At 45.1% G+C, this 15,546-nt stretch carries 16 protein-coding genes and 2 riboswitches; of the genes, 12 read left to right on the top strand and 4 right to left on the bottom strand.

Annotated features, from left to right (window positions below; genetic code table 11):
- Positions 1-825 (top strand): FAD/NAD(P)-binding oxidoreductase (locus Q0241_RS14285; RefSeq protein WP_299378648.1); only part of this gene is annotated, 825 nt, incomplete at its 5' end.
- 15 nt (positions 826-840) lie between these two features.
- Here the strand turns inward: Q0241_RS14285 and Q0241_RS14290 are convergent.
- Positions 841-1,539, bottom strand: coding sequence for a GntR family transcriptional regulator (locus Q0241_RS14290; RefSeq protein WP_299378650.1), 699 nt, complete (start codon positions 1,537-1,539; stop codon positions 841-843).
- A 141-nt stretch (positions 1,540-1,680) separates the two neighbouring features.
- Positions 1,681-2,586 (bottom strand): DMT family transporter, encoded by a 906-nt coding sequence (locus Q0241_RS14295; RefSeq protein ID WP_299378652.1) that lies wholly within the window; start codon positions 2,584-2,586, stop codon positions 1,681-1,683.
- A gap of 114 nt (positions 2,587-2,700) precedes the next feature.
- On the opposite strand from Q0241_RS14295, the gene Q0241_RS14300 reads away from it, so the two are divergent.
- The 4 genes from Q0241_RS14300 to Q0241_RS14315 all read left to right on the top strand — a co-directional run bounded on the left by Q0241_RS14300 (position 2,701) and on the right by Q0241_RS14315 (position 5,993).
- Entirely contained in the window at positions 2,701-3,606 is a 906-nt protein-coding gene (locus Q0241_RS14300; protein ID WP_299378653.1) for a LysR family transcriptional regulator, read from the top strand.
- Between the two features lie 147 nt (positions 3,607-3,753).
- On the top strand, positions 3,754-4,320 hold the full coding sequence (locus Q0241_RS14305; RefSeq protein ID WP_299378655.1) for a hypothetical protein: 567 nt from the start codon (positions 3,754-3,756) through the stop codon (positions 4,318-4,320).
- A 91-nt stretch (positions 4,321-4,411) separates the two neighbouring features.
- A complete protein-coding gene (locus Q0241_RS14310; RefSeq protein WP_299378657.1) occupies positions 4,412-5,314 on the top strand; it encodes a MipA/OmpV family protein in 903 nt (300 codons plus the stop codon).
- A gap of 154 nt (positions 5,315-5,468) precedes the next feature.
- Positions 5,469-5,993, top strand: coding sequence for a CBS domain-containing protein (locus tag Q0241_RS14315; RefSeq protein ID WP_299378659.1), 525 nt, complete (start codon positions 5,469-5,471; stop codon positions 5,991-5,993).
- A 144-nt stretch (positions 5,994-6,137) separates the two neighbouring features.
- Here Q0241_RS14315 and Q0241_RS14320 read toward each other — a convergent pair whose 3' ends face one another.
- Together Q0241_RS14320 and Q0241_RS14325 are read right to left on the bottom strand one after the other, a co-directional pair.
- Positions 6,138-6,962, bottom strand: coding sequence for a DUF4198 domain-containing protein (locus Q0241_RS14320; protein WP_299378661.1), 825 nt, complete (start codon positions 6,960-6,962; stop codon positions 6,138-6,140).
- 144 nt (positions 6,963-7,106) lie between these two features.
- A riboswitch (cobalamin riboswitch) is annotated at positions 7,107-7,344 on the bottom strand.
- A 77-nt stretch (positions 7,345-7,421) separates the two neighbouring features.
- Positions 7,422-8,009, bottom strand: a complete 588-nt coding sequence (locus tag Q0241_RS14325; protein ID WP_299378663.1) for a TetR/AcrR family transcriptional regulator — start codon at positions 8,007-8,009, stop codon at positions 7,422-7,424.
- Between the two features lie 190 nt (positions 8,010-8,199).
- A riboswitch (cobalamin riboswitch) is annotated at positions 8,200-8,434 on the top strand.
- 198 nt (positions 8,435-8,632) lie between these two features.
- Between Q0241_RS14325 and Q0241_RS14330 the strand changes: the two genes are divergently transcribed.
- From Q0241_RS14330 to Q0241_RS14360, 7 genes are all read left to right on the top strand, one after another.
- Positions 8,633-9,436, top strand: coding sequence for a DUF4198 domain-containing protein (locus Q0241_RS14330; protein ID WP_299378665.1), 804 nt, complete (start codon positions 8,633-8,635; stop codon positions 9,434-9,436).
- Between the two features lie 12 nt (positions 9,437-9,448).
- Entirely contained in the window at positions 9,449-10,246 is a 798-nt protein-coding gene (gene cbiM / locus Q0241_RS14335; RefSeq protein ID WP_299378667.1) for a cobalt transporter CbiM, read from the top strand.
- Positions 10,233-10,889, top strand: coding sequence for a cobalt ABC transporter permease (locus tag Q0241_RS14340; RefSeq protein ID WP_299378669.1), 657 nt, complete (start codon positions 10,233-10,235; stop codon positions 10,887-10,889). Before cbiM ends, Q0241_RS14340 begins: the two co-directional genes overlap by 14 nt.
- A gap of 1 nt (position 10,890) precedes the next feature.
- Entirely contained in the window at positions 10,891-11,676 is a 786-nt protein-coding gene (gene cbiQ, locus Q0241_RS14345) for a cobalt ECF transporter T component CbiQ (RefSeq protein WP_299378671.1), read from the top strand.
- Positions 11,676-12,335 carry an ABC transporter ATP-binding protein gene (locus tag Q0241_RS14350; protein ID WP_299378673.1) on the top strand — a complete coding sequence of 220 codons (660 nt, stop codon included), beginning with the start codon at positions 11,676-11,678 and terminating at the stop codon, positions 12,333-12,335. The genes cbiQ and Q0241_RS14350 overlap by 1 nt, the downstream gene beginning before the upstream one ends.
- Positions 12,336-12,613: 278 nt before the next feature.
- Complete coding sequence (locus Q0241_RS14355) at positions 12,614-13,789, top strand: TAXI family TRAP transporter solute-binding subunit (RefSeq protein WP_299378675.1); 1,176 nt, start codon at positions 12,614-12,616, stop codon at positions 13,787-13,789.
- 241 nt (positions 13,790-14,030) lie between these two features.
- The gene (locus Q0241_RS14360; protein ID WP_299378677.1) at positions 14,031-15,410 is read left to right on the top strand and encodes a M17 family metallopeptidase; all 1,380 of its coding nucleotides are present in this window, start codon (positions 14,031-14,033) and stop codon (positions 15,408-15,410) included.
- Positions 15,411-15,546 lie beyond the last annotated feature (136 nt).

A 15,546-nucleotide genomic window follows, 5' to 3' on the forward strand; every position in this document is an offset into this window, starting at 1 on the left:
GCTGAACGCGGGCATGATGTTGTTGTTTTTGAAGCTGCCCCGGAACCGGGGGGGCAAGTTCGTCTGTCTGCGCAAAGCCAACGGCGGACCGAGATGATTTCGATCATTGATTGGCGTATGGCACAGTGTACTGCGCGGGGCGTTGAGTTTCGGTTTAATATCTGGGCAGAAGCTGCCGATATTGAGGCGGAAAACCCTGACGTCGTTATTATTGCAACGGGTGGCTTACCCCACACTGAAGTTCTGGGAAATGGCAATGAGCTGGTGGCTTCCAGCTGGGATATCATAGCTGGTGATGTCAAGCCAGGTCAGGATGTTTTGATTTATGATGATGCCGGGGATCATGCCGGATTACAGGCCGCTGAAATTATTGCAAATACAGGTGCAAAGGTCGAGATTATGACGCCGGACCGTAGTTTTGCCCCTGATGTCATGGCTATGAATTTGGTTCCTTACATGCGTTCAATGCAGGAAAAAGATGTGACCTTTACCGTTACCTATCGACTGAAAGATGTTGAGCGGGATGGAAATCGACTACGGGCTAAAATTGGCACTGATTATAGTGGTCTGATCAAAGAAAAAAGCTACGATCAGATTGTGGTCAATCACGGTACGATTCCGATGGATGAAATCTATTTTGATCTCAAACCGATGTCTTTGAATTTTGGCGAATTGGATCATCAAGCTTTTATTGATGGAGAGCCCCAGAGGATTGCAACGAATGCTGATGGTAAGTTTCAGCTTTTCAGAATTGGAGATGCCGTTGCCGCACGTAATACCCACGCGGCAATTTACGACGCGCTCAGGCTTGCAAAAGATTTATAAGAACCGTTCCTTAAATTAGGAATCTACAGACTTATCCTGTTTGAGCTTCTCGTGAATAACACTCTGAGCAGATTCCAGATGTTTTACGAGAAGCTCTTTTGCTTTGTCACCATCGCGTGCACTACAGGCTGAGATCAGGAGTTGATGCTCTGCATTACTACGCGTTTGAGAGGACGGTTCTTTCAAGCTTAATCTCAAATAGCGTTCGGATGTGGTAAAAAGAATGGCTTGGAATTTATACCCGATGGTTTCTTTGGCCCCGGATAGAATGATTTCGTGAAACTGACGGTTAAGTTCACCCAGCTCTTTCTGGTTCGTTGATTGAGCTTCACGGGTGATCAAATTTTGGGCGTCGCTTAGATCTTCATTCGTAAGGTTCGGGATTGAGAGTTGTAGAAGATGTGGTTCGATCACTTTTCTGAGTTCAAAAATTTCAATCATTTCCCGAATTGATCCCGGAAGAACCCGTGCCCCTCTGTTTCGCTCAAAGCTAATAAGGTTTTCGCCTTCCAGTGTTCTGAGAGCTTCCCTAACCGGAATTTTGCTGACCCCCATTGCATCGGCGGCTGTATCTTGCCGGACAAGGCTGTGTGGCGGAAGAGTGCCAGAGATAATTGCTTCGCGCAGAACGTTAGCAACAAAGACAGGGGTTGATACCTGCTCGTCAGTAAAGCGAGAGACGATACTTTTTAGGTCACTGTGATCGCTGATCATAGGGGTTCTTATCTGGCCTTGTCGTTGGTGATATGCAGAGAGCTTTGCCGTTCATACACGAAGACAAAGCTGGAGCTACTTTAGCTCATATAATAGCCAAGACCCAAGAAGGTAATGCTTAAGAGCTTCGACATGAGGCTCTTAGGAAGATTGGGGCACTTTTTTTCGATAGATACCCATTCCAATCAAACAGCCTGTAATGATAATGGCAGCACCGGTTCCTGTGGACCAGCTTAGACTTTCGCCAAAGAGAAAGAATCCCAAAAGCGCAGAGAAAAGTATTGAGCTATATGTTAGCGGCGTTAGCAAAACCACATTCGCTTTTCTGAAAGCAAATAGGTTGAGGGTTTGCCCCAAAATGGCAATGGGTCCCATTAAAAGAACAGGCCACCAATTTTCCAGACCATGCCACTGTCCCCAAATCAAAGTAGGAATGAGTAACAAGAGGCTAGCCAGTCCGTTCACGTATAGCAGAGTTACAGGAATAGCTTCTCTTTCACTGACGAATTTGATGACGATGATTTCAACGGCCATGCAGCAAGCGGCAAGGAGTGCAATGAGAGCTGCAGGGCTAAAAAAGGCGCTTTGACCACCGTTTGAACTATTGGATGCAACAAGACTTGCCCCAAAGATGGTGATGATAATTGATGCCCAGTGACGAGGCAGAACACGTTCACCTAGAATAATGCCTGCTAAAATAAGGACGATGGCTCCGTTAGAAAAGCTGATGGTTATGACATCTGCAAGTGGGATCAGGGATGCGGCGATGACCACGCAAGCTACGGAACCAATACCAGCAATTGAACGTCCAATATGGAGTAGTCCCAAACTGCTTTTTAGGCTGTTTCCTTTGTAGTGCCATCGCCATACGGTAGGGAGCAGAAAAATCAGTCCACCTGTATAGCGGATAAAAACAATCTGGAACCAAGTTAGATCTGTGCCTGAACCTTTGGGTAGCGTAAACATGGCCGAGAAAAGAAAGGCGGCGAACAGTACGGCGAACATTGCCTGAAAATTTGTTTTATTCTGCTCTGTGTATGCAAACATTTGACTTACTTTCAGCTCGTCTGATTCCTTTTATTTTTATAAAATATATCTATTCATATATGTATGGTATAAATATTAATGTAATTTTGGTATTCATTATTGAATGGGCTTGTGATGCTTAAGTCTCCTTATGATTGGGATGATATAAGGGTCTTTCTTTCTGTATATGAAATGAGATCTTTTTCCGCCGCAGCAAGAGAGTTAGGCATTAGCCAACCCACAGTAGGGCGAAGAATAAAATCGTTGGAAGATGGACTGAAAAACCGCCTTTTTGAGCGGCTGTCAGAAGGTTTGTCACCCACAGAAGCTGGTGTAATGCTGGCATCCAAGGCCTTCCCCATGGCTGAAGCTGCTGAAACATTAAACCGCCAAAGTACTCTCTTGGCGGCTGACTCTGTTGGAACGGTCAGGGTTTCAATGAATGAACAGGCTGGAATGTTGCTCTCGAAGCATGTTCATCAAATCAGAAAAACACTACCGGGGATCGAACTGGAGCTGATCACAACGCATGTAGAGGCCAGTCTTTCAAGGCGTGAAGCGGATTTACTCATCCGCTTTTGCAAACCCAAACAGGGAAATCTCTACACGCAGAAACTATCGGAAATGCCTTTTGCCGTTTTTGCATCCAAGAAAAGTGATGTTACACCTTTGCCGCAAGAAGAGGATCTTGGGGCATGGCTTTGGCAAAAAGATTTACCGTGGATTGGTTGGGATGAAGAACATGCCTATCAGCCTGATGCGACATGGATGCGGTCTACGCTTAAAATGGTTACGCCTGTTATTCGGATTAACAATGCGATGATGATGCAAACGATGCTACGGGAAAATCTGGGCATTGGTTTACTTCCTTCTGCTGCAGGTGATCATGACACAGAACTCAAAAGGTTGACGCCAGATATTCCGGGGCTGGTTTCAAACCTGTATTTAATCGTGCATGGCGACTTGCGCTTTGTTCCTGCTATCAGATCCGTCATGAACGAGCTTTTGAAAATCTTTAAGACTGCTCACGTTATGAACTAGTGAAGGAGGCTGTTATAACCTCGTCTAGTGATCGTAATTCATAAATAGGTCATGTGCTTTTCATCTGGTTGATATCTTTCCTCTCTATTAATACCGATTATTGTCTGACCCTCTGAAACATACAGTTGTTTATAAAGGCTTTGAATAATGGCGCAAAAACCAGTCCATATTCTTTTCTTAAGTACGGCTAATTCTGCCAGAAGCTTAATTGCCGAGACTCTTTTGAGAGATTTTGGGGGCGGACGTGTTCGATCTTTTAGCGCGGGAACACAGCCGGATGGACAGATGTTACCAATGGTTGACCAATTTCTTGAAGATAAGGGGTATGAAACCGCGGGTCTTTTTTCAAAGACACATAAACTTTTTATGGAAGAAGGTGCCCCGGATATTGACCTTGTCATCAGTATTGGCGCGCCAGATGAAAATCAGCCTGTTTTGGGGCCTTTGGGTGCTTTGCGAGTCCATTGGCAAATGCCGAGTTTACACAGGCTAAAAACATCTTCTAACCAAAAAATGTTTATCAAAGCTATTTATAAGCAATTGGAAGATTCAATATGCCAAGCGCTGCAACCATCTTGGGATGGCTTGTCAGTACGCGATGTTCAACGTCTTTTTGAAAGGGTTAGTCCTGTGCCGCTGAGGGGGGTAAGCCCGATGAAACGATTTTTCCTGAATACTACTTCAATGACATTTTCGGCACAGAGTTGGCGTTAGCCTAAATCAACTTTTAAATTTCAGCGGTCAGGCCTCTGTCAGAAAGCTCTCTTATAAGCACGGTATATTTTCGTTGTTTAATGAGGGACTCATGTTTAAGTGCCGTTCTGTATTTTCTTATATATCTTTATCTGTTTCAGAAGGTGAAGATGGTAAGCTTATTGATATTCGTCCAAGCAAACTGATTAAGTTTGTATCTTTCTCGTCATTTATTTTTTTCAATCTTGCATCATCGGCTGTGGCTGATGATCAAGTCTCGGCAGGCAGTGACAAGTCTAGTGACTTTGTTGATGCCGCGCTAAGTGACTGGGGTTTTTCTATTGGTGCAGGGGCCGGGTTTGGGCCTGACTATGAAGGCTCTGATGAATATGGTGTGGGGGCGATGCCTATACTCGAAGCCTCTTGGTTAGATGATACGCTCTTTATTTCGCTTGATCGCGGTATTGGGGCGACATTCCTGCGGTCAGAACATTTTTCAGGGGGCGTTTCCCTGAACTATGACTGGGGGAGAGATGAGGGAGATAATTCGGCCCTGAAGGGACTAGGTGATGTTGATGCCGGCCTCGCAGGGACTGCTTTTGCTGAACTTGATTTGGGAATGTACGCATTGGGTTTAGACGTAACCCAGGATCTAAGCGGAGAAGACAAAGGTCTTCTTGCCAGCCTGAATGCTGAATATCGACATAGTTTTCTTGATGAACGTCTTTGGATTTCAGCGGGCCCATCTGTTAGTTGGGCATCAGAAGATTATATGCAGTCTTATTTTGGCGTGAATAGCAAGCAAGCTTCCAGAAGCAAGTATAACCAGCATGATGCTGATGCAGGTTTAAAGGATGTCGGCTTTAACTTGGGAGCAACGTATAGCTTTGACGAAAACTGGGCAATGAACGGGTCGTTAGGTTATGCGCGTTTGTTGGGAGATGCTGCTGATAGTCCTTTCGTCGAAAGTGAAAACCAATTCTTTGGTGGTCTTGCGGTTACGTATAGTTTTTAACACGCGTTAAATATTCTGGCAGGCTTTTCCAATCCGCCAACTGTCCCGGGAGTCTATATGATTAGGTCTTCCGGGAACTTTTTTGAAACAAAAGTTATGTCCTAAAATTCTTGTGCTATACTCAAAATACAGCAGAACACGAGGAGGATTATAAATGCTATTTTCCGGTGATTTCAGCGCCGCAATCTATCAAAGTGATAGCGGTTCTGGTTCTGGCCCGGCGGGAGGATCTTCTGGGGGAGCTTCCGGTGGCGCGGTTAAAGACATTCTTGCAGATAAAGGCGGGGACATTCACACGATTACGACGAAGCATACTGTTCAAGAAGTCATTGATATGCTCAATTCTTTTAAAATCGGGGCTTTGGTTGTTGCTGATGATGACAATCGTCCTGTCGGTATTGTGTCTGAACGCGATGTTGTGGTCGGGATCGGGCAAAAAGGGAAAGACCTCTTTACCGACAAAATTGATACGATTATGACGGCTAATCCTATTTGTTGTGCGCCAGATGCAAGAGTACATGATGTCATGCAAAAAATGACTGATGGTCGCTTCCGTCATATGCCGGTTGTTTCAGAAGGCAAGTTGTGTGGAATGATCTCTATCGGTGATGTGGTGCGTAAACGTCTTTTGGAATTAGAGTATGAAAATAAACAGATGATGGCCTATATGTCAGGCTAAGCCTGTACTGTATTCAACAGGTGACAGGATAATCTTTTGTGAATAAGCGGCGGGCTCTGAAATTGAGCCCACCGCTTTGTTGTTTTATAACCTGTTTTATATTGAGGTTATTTCTTCTGGCAATAATTCCGGATCTTGGAATTTCTATTGCGGCATGTCTTGGGTATGTACCCAAATCAAGCCGCCTTCTTCTACCAGTGCCTCTGTACCGTCAGGTGCCAGTAATGTTTTTCCGTTATCCAGAAGAGCAGCAAATCCCCACCACCCGGCTTTTGGCATTGCATAGTGGAAAACACCATTTTTGTCGGCCCGTACAACTTGGGTGATAAAAGGCGTCGCTGGGATAGCGACCTGTCCTTCTCCTCGATATTCAATCTCGATCGTCGCATGTGGTTCAGGCTGCCCATTGTTGAGCACTTGCCCTGTAAATAAATTATTTGTCCATAGGCCATAAGGTCTGCTCAATGGAATAATTTCGACGGGCAATCCAATGGGATCTTCCCAGCCGTTTTCCAAGCCATAGGCGTTTACCACTACTTTTGTGTAGTGGATAATCATGGCTTGTTCTTCCGGTTCCCAATAGGGTTTGGGGACGAGGTAGAAACTATAGTCCCCGGCACGTTTTATTTTGTGGTTTGCAACATAGGATGTCGCATTTACAGGGTTAAGTTTTCCCTCGATCGTTGTGGATTGAAGGGCTGCTGTTAAATCGTACTTTTCCCCCGCGACTTGAACGCCAAATAAATCTGGCTGTTCCATTTCCATAAGTGGTGCCCCTTCCATCGGATGGGTGAACCGGATATCGAATGAAAAGTCACTCTCAGCACTTTTAGTTATTAGTGAAGATGAAGGGATAAGCTCTATGAAATGTGCTTTGGCCTGTGGAGGGGAAAGTAAGGTTAAGGAAATGGTTAAGAGAATAACCCAGATTGAATGTGAGGGTCTTTTATGTTGGAATCTTAAAAACATGGTACGCGCCTTGTCTATAAAGTTATGACAATGGCAGTGCGAGTTTAGACACTGATCTCAAGATCAGCTTAGAACCGCGCCTTGCCAGTATCGACAGGCACGTCACTCGACGGAAAACCGCCCTAATGAACACCCCGTTCATCAGACAGGTGACGTTAAATCGGCAGGTCTCCTGGCTTACAACGTAAGAGCATTGTCCCTTCCCGATGCGTTCCAGAAGTTAAAAATTCTGGAAAATACCAGTGGTAATAACAAGCTTTAAGTCGTTTACAGTTGCGGGGGCAGCCACGGTTCAAGACCCCCTGATGGGTAGATCCTTCCGTGTTCCCTATTATTTCCGGATCAAATTTTCACCCGAAAAACCGATTCCGAGGCAGTGTGTCTTTTTCAAGAGGACAGATCAATTTAATTGTACATAGTGATTACAAATGAAATTCTTCTACCTTGAATTATTTAAGCTTAAATTTTTCCGCCTGTCATTTTACTGTCCGAAAGAAGTGCTCTCGTTTGAATAGAAGCGAGATCACGTGCCCAGCTATCTGGCGCGTCGGGAAATAGGCTGTAGAATCCGATGTATCCTGTGTAATCAATCACGGCGTAATTACGCGCGGTCTCCAAGGATAGGTTAGAGGATTTTTGATACATTTCTGTTAATAAATTGATCCGAATTTCATCAACCTTTGAGACAACTTCTTTGACCTGATTATCTGTCTGTGCCCATGCGCGAATTGCAAGATCAACAGCGAGGTCTTTTTCAAACGCGAGGTTAAAAAGCATTTCATATTGGGCTTCGGGATCTTCTACATCTCTTATTTCGTCAAATATATCCTGTGTGTAATCCTTTTCCCAAAAAGCGAGTAGCTCCTGTTTGAAGGCTGCGAAGCTTTTGAAGTGGTGGTAGAAACTGCCTTTGGTTAATTGAAGCTTCTGACATAATCGTGGAATGTTGAGCGCCTGAAAGCCTTCTTCGGATAAGATCTCCATGGCGGCATTAAGCCAGTTCTGACCACTGGGTGTCGTTTTTGATATGCTATTTGAAGAGGGCATCATGTGTTCTCGTATCGAATTCATTCAAAGACATACTGATAAGTATGCCGTTTGTTGTGAAATGCCAAGCAGATTACTTCAGTAAAATAATGAATAAAAAATCAGGTAGATTTATTTGAATACGCGAGGAATTATCAAGACGCACCTGACCTTTTGACATCTTGGACTTGCAGGATTTTTGTTCTCCGCATAAACTCGCGCCATGCATGGTTCCCCATGGATGAAGTCGTCCGGGGATTAAAAGGGAACACGGAGGGATCTACCCATCAGGGGATCTTGAACCGTGGCTGCCCCCGCAACTGTAAACGGTGAGTTCTTACCAAGAATAACCACTGGCATGGCCGAAAGGTTTTTGTGCCGGGAAGGTTTGGTGATTGAGCAACGATCCGTGAGCCAGGAGACCTGCCGGCATAATGTCACTAGACCAAAGGGCGGGGAGCACCATTGGTGACGGACATCCGTTTGTGGCGTGCCTTTGAGCCAAGCTGCTGGAATAAGCTTAAGCAGGGATGCCTGTTTATGCTTTGACGAGATGTCTGATGTTTTTCTCGGATTCCAATCAGCTTATTTTAGGAACGTTGTCTTCAGTGGATTGCATTGAAGATAGGGGATTTTTGAACGCGATGAAAAAAGTACTTCTTTGTGGAACCATTGCTTGTGGTGTCGTTTTTGGCGGACTGGCAACTTTTATTTCTGGTGCGCAAGCACACTTCCAATTGGTTTATACGCCAGAGACTATGCTTGAAAAGGGTGGAGAAATAACATTAAAAATGCCATTCACACACCCTGCTGAATCAGGCCATGTGATGGAAATGGGAACACCAGAAGAGTTTTACGTTATTCGTAAAGGTAAAAAGAAAGACCTGATGGATAGCTTGAAAGTCATCGAGTGGACCAGTAATGAAAATACAGGAAAAGCCTACGAAGCTTCTGTGAAGTTACGCGGTCTTGGTGACAACGTTTTTGTCTTAAACCCAGCACCTTTTTACGAAGCAAGTGAAGACATATTTATTCAACAAATTACAAAATCGTATGTGAACGTTGGTGATCTTCCAACTGACTGGGCTGAGCCTCAGGGGCTGAAAACTGAAATCCGCCCCCTGACAAAGCCTTATAACGTTATTGAGGGGGGAACATTTTCCGGGGTTGTTTTATCCGAGGGAAAACCAGTTCCGTTTGCTGAGATTGAAGTTGAGTATCTCAACTATCCTGCAGATCCTGAAAATAATCGCTTTGCAAGTGAAGCCCGGATTTCGTCACCTGCACACGCAATTTTAGCGGATGCGTCTGGTACTTTTACTTTCGGTATTCCCGAAGAGGGATTCTGGGGCTTTGCAGCTCTTGGCGTTGGGCCGGATAAAGAGCACGAAGGTAAAGAGCTTTCTCAGGATGCTGTGATTTGGATTCAAGCCCGAGATATTGATTAAGGATAAATAACGATGCATATCGTTGATGGTGCCTTATCAAATCCAGTTCTCATTGGCGGCGGCGTTATTGCCGCCGCTGGTGTGGCCTATAGTTTGAAAAAGCTGGAACCGGAAGACTTACCACGGGTCGGGGTATTATCGGCTGTCTTTTTCGTGGTCTCTTTGATTCACGTCCCGCTCGGTTTTTCCTCAGTTCATCTTATTTTGAATGGGCTGTTAGGCATTATTCTCGGCTGGGCAGCTTTTCCCGCACTTGTAGTTGCCTTGTTGTTACAAGCTGTTTTCTTCGGTTTTGGGGGGCTGACAGTACTGGGCGTTAATGCAGTAAATATTGCTTTTCCCGCTGTGATGGTTTTCTTTATCTGTCGGTGGGGGATTACTGCTCAACAACAAAATCTGGCCAAACTTGTAGCCGATGCGTTGTTTGCTATCTTCTTTGTCTTATCTATCTGGGCCAGTGTTTCTCTTTACGAAACCTATCAGGTAGAAGGGGCAACATGGCGTGTTTCAGTAAATAGTATCTCTTTGGCACTCTTTGCTGTGGTGATGATTTACGGATACATCCTTTACCGCCGGAAAATTCTTTCTGTTGCTGGTTTCTGGGGGTTTCTGGGCGGATCTCTATCCATCTTTTTTACGGCGATTATGGTTGCGATTTCCCTCGCCTTATCTGGAGATGAATTTGCAAAGGCTGCTGAGTTTGTCATCGTCGCACACTTCCCTGTAATGGCAGTGGAAGGCATTTTAACAGCCGCGACTATTCAATTAATTACAAAGGTTAAACCGGAGCTGATCAATGCTGTACGGTAAATTAAAATTTGCAGCATTTTTGCTCGCATCTCTTCTTACGCTCGGCGTCTATTCGAATGCTTGGGCACATAAAGTTATTTCAGCCGCTTATCCTGATGGAAATATCATCGAAGGTGAAATTGGGTTTTCCAATGGAGATATGGCAAAAAACCTTCTTGTTGAAGTTTTTGATCCGGAAGATAACAAGCTGGGTGAGACAACAACGGACGAGGAAGGATTTTTTATCTTCACGGCGACCAAGAAGGTCGATCATATTTTTCGTGCCAATTTGAGCGCGGGACATATTGCAACACTGACTGTTACTGCAGAGGAGTTGCCTAATGATCTCGAAGGTGGAAGTGTTCCTGAGACATCATCGAGTCAGGAAGTTGTCTCTTCTGATAATGATGTCACAGCTCAGCCCATTGTCTCAGGCACAGGAGGCAATCTTGTGGTGATTGATCAGGTCGCTTTGGAGAAGCTTATTTCAAAAACGTCCAAAGAAGTACGGTCTTTGCGAAAAGAGCTGGCGCAATACAAAGAAGAACGTCGCATGCAGGATATCCTGGGGGGTATTGGTTATATCCTTGGAATTTTTGGTATAGCATCTTTCCTTCTCGGTCGCAGGCAGACCAAGAAGAACGATATGGCTAAGGGCGCGTAATATGACACAGGTACTGGGCGAAGTTTCGCAATCTTGGGCCGTTAAGAATGATCAGAGCCGATCTGAAGCATTTTTAAAAAGCCTAGACCCGCGTGTTCGCCTTGTTTCTTGTGTGCTGCTCGCCTTTCTTATTTCGGCAATGCATGATCTGGGGGCTCTGACCCTTGCTCTTGGTGTTGGGTTAGGGCTTTCTCTGTCATCACGTTTGCCGTTATGGACAACGATCCGAAAGGTTATTGTTGTCGACTCATTCATTGTGGTTTTGATGCTGACACTCCCCTTTACAATGGAGGGGGAGGCCCTTTTCTCTGTCTGGGGGTGGGATGCCAGTAAAGAAGGCCTTTACCGTGCGGCAGAGGTTGGATTGAAGGCGAACGCCATACTCTTTTCCCTGATGGGATTGGTGGGCATTATGGAGCCATCAGTCCTGGGGCACGCACTTTATCGTCTTAAAGTTCCAGCAAAGTTGGTCCATCTATTCCTTTTCACTGTGCGTTATATTGATGTTTTCTACAAAGAATACAAAACCATGCGCATGGCGATGAAAGCCCGTGGTTTTGTTCCCCGGACGAATATACATACGTTGCGTTCTATTGGGTATCTAATTGGTATGATGCTAGTTAGAAGTCTTGAGAGATCTGATCGGATTATGGAAGCAATGAAATGCCGAGGCTTCGACGGGCGATTCCATATTTTGAATAATATGAAGATAGAAACGCGCGACCGTATTTTTTCAGTCTGTGCGGCTGTTGTTATTTTAGGCCTGTTGGCTGTGGAGTATTTTTGATGGCGTCGCTGATTTCGCTACGTGATCTGCACTTTTCCTATGCAAGTGGATTAGATGTTCTCAAGGGTGTGGATTTTGAACTCAACGCCGGGGATCGTGTGGCCTTAACAGGTAGTAACGGTGCTGGTAAGAGTACTCTTCTTCGCTTGATTAATGGCTTGGAAACGCCCAATAGCGGTGAAATTCATGCTTTTGGGGCTGTGCGACAACAAGAAAAGGATTTTCGTGAGGTCCGGGTGCGTGCCGGATTGGTTTTCCAAGATCCTGATGATCAGCTTTTTTGCCCGACAGTTGCCGAAGATCTCGCTTTCGGCCCCTTGAATCTGGGAAAGTCATCAGAAGAAGTTGCTGAAGTTGTCGGACGCACACTGGAGCTTTTAAGATTAGAACATCTGGCCGATAGAATTACGCATAAATTATCTGGCGGCCAAAAAAGGCTTGTTGCCTTGGCAACAGTTATGGCGTTAGAGCCCGAAGTTCTTTTACTTGATGAACCGACAAATGATCTGGATCGGGATACGAAACAACATTTGATTTCGTTGCTGACAGAGCTCCCGCAAGCCATGATCATTGTATCGCACAATCACCACTTTCTGAACAGGGTGGCAACCCGACAAGTCGAACTGTCTGATGGCGTGCTTATGGAACAGGCCGCTTAATTTTATCGCCTGTTATTAGCTCAGCTAATTACGGCCATAAATATACCCACACTTAGCCACTATTCATTGCTAGATTCTGCCTTGAAGTTAAAAAAACGGATGAAATCGGCTAGACTTTTCCGTTGTTTTACTAAAGAGATAATACCTTGTGGCGTAAAATTTTTAAGTAATAAAAAATTTGTTATAGCGGCAAGGTTGTAATTAACTTTTAACCAGTTGTGTCGTAGGATACGAAAAGCTTCCCAGCGACTAATCTGTTATAAGAGAAAGGCAGTCGGTTGTTTTCGACGTCCTCTAGGTACCGTTTCTTTCAAAAGAGCATCCAAAACTTCGTTATTGTCGCTTCTATTTTCTGTATATCGATACTTTCGAATATTAGTTTGGCCCAAGATACGCCTGTGTTTCGAATTGGAACCGGGGCGACAATAGGAAATTATTTTCCGTTGGGTGGCATTATTGCCAGTTCTATCAGCAAGCCAGTGGGGTCTCGCGCCTGTGAAAAAGGTGGTAGTTGCGGTGTTGATGGCCTTCTGTCTGTGAGTGTCTCAACGCAAGGGTCTGTTTCTAATGTGATTGGTATTTCTAATGGCACGCTTGAGGGGGGCTTTGCGCAAGCTGATGTTGTCTTCTGGGCATTGCGGGGCGAGCATGTTTTTCGCACTCGTGGTGCTATTGGCAACCTTAGAAGTGTTGCGAACCTATATCCGGAAGCAATGCATCTTGTGGTTGGTATCAATAGTGGTATTCGATCTCTTGAAGATCTTGAAAAGAAAAAAATCTCTATTGGACCAGCAGGTTCTGGTACAAATGCTGCGGCGCAGTTACTCTTGGAAACCCGGGGTGTCAGGGTTTCGAAAGAAAATATGTTCACTTTGTCAGACAGTGAATCATACGAAGCCATTACCAGCGGTGAAATTGATGCCTTTTTCATGATTGCGGGGGCGCCAGCAAGATTGGTCACGGTTCTGACTGATCGACACAAAGCAAGACTTTTGTCTCTCAGTCAAACAGACGTTGAAATCCTGCAAGAAATATATCCTTTCTTTTCCGGGGGCACGATTGGTGTTGGCACCTACAAAAATACATCTGATACACTGGCCCTGATGGTTCCGGCCCAGTTTTTGGTGCGAGATGACTTGGATAACGATCTGATTTATGGAATTACCAAGGCGTTGTGGCATGAAACCACGGCGGAAAATCTGACGAAAGGGCACGCACTTGGTCAGTATATAACCCAGGAAACCGCGTTGGATGGCTTGATTTTACCCCTGCACCCTGGGGCTGAACGATTTTACCGTGAAATTGGGATGATCCCGGAAGAAGAAGAAACCTTTATGGATGAAGACCTCGAAGAAGGTCAGGATGTGTCCGAAGACGGCGATCAGGTCGTGATTGACGATGAAACATCAAATGAAATTAATTCTACTGATGCTGAAGAAGGTGTTGAAGAGTAGTTTGATGGTTCTAACGGTTTGACGCGCTACCCAAAGCTCAATAGCTGGGATCGATACGGATTTCGCTATGCTCAAATTTATTTTTCACGCCCACCTTTCAGAATAACTTTGTCATCGTATTATATTATTTTGAGCCTAAAAAAGACTGTGCACTGTACTTGTCTGGTTGTAACATCAGCAGCATTCATTTCTATGTGGGCACTGTTTTGTTTCTCACGATCTGGTAATTTGTAGGAAAAACATGAGTTTTCAACTAATTGATTCTGCTCCAAAGCGGGCTATACCTTTAATCTTTTTAAACAAAAAACAATTTGATGAGCAGCTTCAAGAAAATGCCAAGGGCATATCATGGATGACTGCAAACGGGTTTAAAGCTGATGAGGGGGCGACCTGTTCACTACCGGATCAGAATGATGGTGTTAAAGCCATCGTCGTCGGGCTTGGAGATCAGGATGTTCCCGGTCTATGGACCGCTGCGGGGTTAAGTCAAAACCTTCCAGAGGGGACTTATTACCTCGAAGATGACCTTTCTCAGGAAGCTGCAACACAGGTTGCTCTGGGATGGGCAATTGGGACGTACCGGTTCACACGCTACAAGAAGAGCAACAAGATTCAAGCGACACTTGTTTGGCCTAAAGGCGTGGATCAAACACAGGTTCACGCCCTTGCAAGTGGTGTCCACCTGACACGTGATTTGATTAATACGCCGAGTAATGACATGGGGCCAGAAGAGCTTGCTACCGCAGCTTCACAATTGGCTGGTGAATACGAAGCCGATTGTAATGTCATCGTCGGTGACAAGCTTATCGAAGCTAACTATCCGGCGATTTACGAGGTTGGTAAGGCTTCTGTCCGTGCCCCCCGATTGATTGATTTCAGATGGGGAGATGCAGGTCCCAAAATTACACTTGTGGGCAAGGGTGTTTGTTTTGATACCGGTGGTCTGGATCTCAAATCTGCGGCTGGTATGTTACTCATGAAAAAGGATATGGGCGGTGCTGCTCATGTACTGGGGATTGCTGCGGCAATAATGCAAAGTAACCTGCCTTGCCAGCTACGTGTCCTTATTCCTGCTGTTGAAAATGCAGTTTCCGGGAATGCATTCAGACCATCCGATATCATTAAAACCCGCAAAGGTCTTACAGTCGAAATCGGGAATACAGATGCCGAAGGTCGCCTGGTTCTGTGTGATGCCCTTGCCGAAGCAAGTCGGGCGAAACCGGATCTGATTATTGATTTTGCGACGTTAACGGGTGCTGCGCGTGTTGCCTTAGGTACTGATTTACCTGCGATGTTCTGTAATGATGACGAGACAGCAGAGAAACTGCGTCAACATTCCATAACGACAGGTGATGAAGTTTGGCGCATGCCGTTGTACCAACCCTATCGAAAACTGCTGGATAGTAAGATTGCTGATCTGAACAATATATCTGGTGGGCCCTATGCCGGCGCGATCACGGCAGCGTTGTATTTGCAGGAATTTGTTGAGAAAGATATTCCGTGGGCGCATTTTGACGTCATGGCTTATAACAATTCGTCTTCGCCAGGGAAGCCAGAAGGTGGTGAAGCTCTTGGCCTGAGAGCTGTTTATTCTATGGTTAAAGAAATGGTCGGACAATAAGCTTTTACTTTCCCGGATCTACCGAAAAACATAACGGACTGCTTTTTTGCATTTCAGGGTTGTCCATAGAGATTGGGAAAATTCTCTTATTTTATGCTAATGTTCTTTTGAATTTGGTTTTAATAACTGTCTTACA

Source organism: uncultured Kiloniella sp. (genome assembly GCF_937128705.1).
Taxonomy (GTDB): Bacteria; Pseudomonadota; Alphaproteobacteria; order Kiloniellales; family Kiloniellaceae; genus Kiloniella.

Excerpts from the sequence above, each read along its gene's own strand:
- Q0241_RS14290 (WP_299378650.1), bottom strand. The coding sequence starts at position 1,539 with ATGATCAGCGATCACAGTGACCTAAAAAGTATCGTCTCTCGCTTTACT.
- Q0241_RS14295 (WP_299378652.1), bottom strand. The coding sequence starts at position 2,586 with ATGTTTGCATACACAGAGCAGAATAAAACAAATTTTCAGGCAATGTTC.
- Q0241_RS14300 (WP_299378653.1), top strand. The coding sequence starts at position 2,701 with ATGCTTAAGTCTCCTTATGATTGGGATGATATAAGGGTCTTTCTTTCT.
- Q0241_RS14305 (WP_299378655.1), top strand. The coding sequence starts at position 3,754 with ATGGCGCAAAAACCAGTCCATATTCTTTTCTTAAGTACGGCTAATTCT.
- Q0241_RS14310 (WP_299378657.1), top strand. The coding sequence starts at position 4,412 with ATGTTTAAGTGCCGTTCTGTATTTTCTTATATATCTTTATCTGTTTCA.
- Q0241_RS14315 (WP_299378659.1), top strand. The coding sequence starts at position 5,469 with ATGCTATTTTCCGGTGATTTCAGCGCCGCAATCTATCAAAGTGATAGC.
- Q0241_RS14320 (WP_299378661.1), bottom strand. The coding sequence starts at position 6,962 with ATGTTTTTAAGATTCCAACATAAAAGACCCTCACATTCAATCTGGGTT.
- Q0241_RS14325 (WP_299378663.1), bottom strand. The coding sequence starts at position 8,009 with ATGCCCTCTTCAAATAGCATATCAAAAACGACACCCAGTGGTCAGAAC.
- Q0241_RS14330 (WP_299378665.1), top strand. The coding sequence starts at position 8,633 with ATGAAAAAAGTACTTCTTTGTGGAACCATTGCTTGTGGTGTCGTTTTT.
- cbiM (WP_299378667.1), top strand. The coding sequence starts at position 9,449 with ATGCATATCGTTGATGGTGCCTTATCAAATCCAGTTCTCATTGGCGGC.
- Q0241_RS14340 (WP_299378669.1), top strand. The coding sequence starts at position 10,233 with ATGCTGTACGGTAAATTAAAATTTGCAGCATTTTTGCTCGCATCTCTT.
- cbiQ (WP_299378671.1), top strand. The coding sequence starts at position 10,891 with ATGACACAGGTACTGGGCGAAGTTTCGCAATCTTGGGCCGTTAAGAAT.
- Q0241_RS14350 (WP_299378673.1), top strand. The coding sequence starts at position 11,676 with ATGGCGTCGCTGATTTCGCTACGTGATCTGCACTTTTCCTATGCAAGT.
- Q0241_RS14360 (WP_299378677.1), top strand. The coding sequence starts at position 14,031 with ATGAGTTTTCAACTAATTGATTCTGCTCCAAAGCGGGCTATACCTTTA.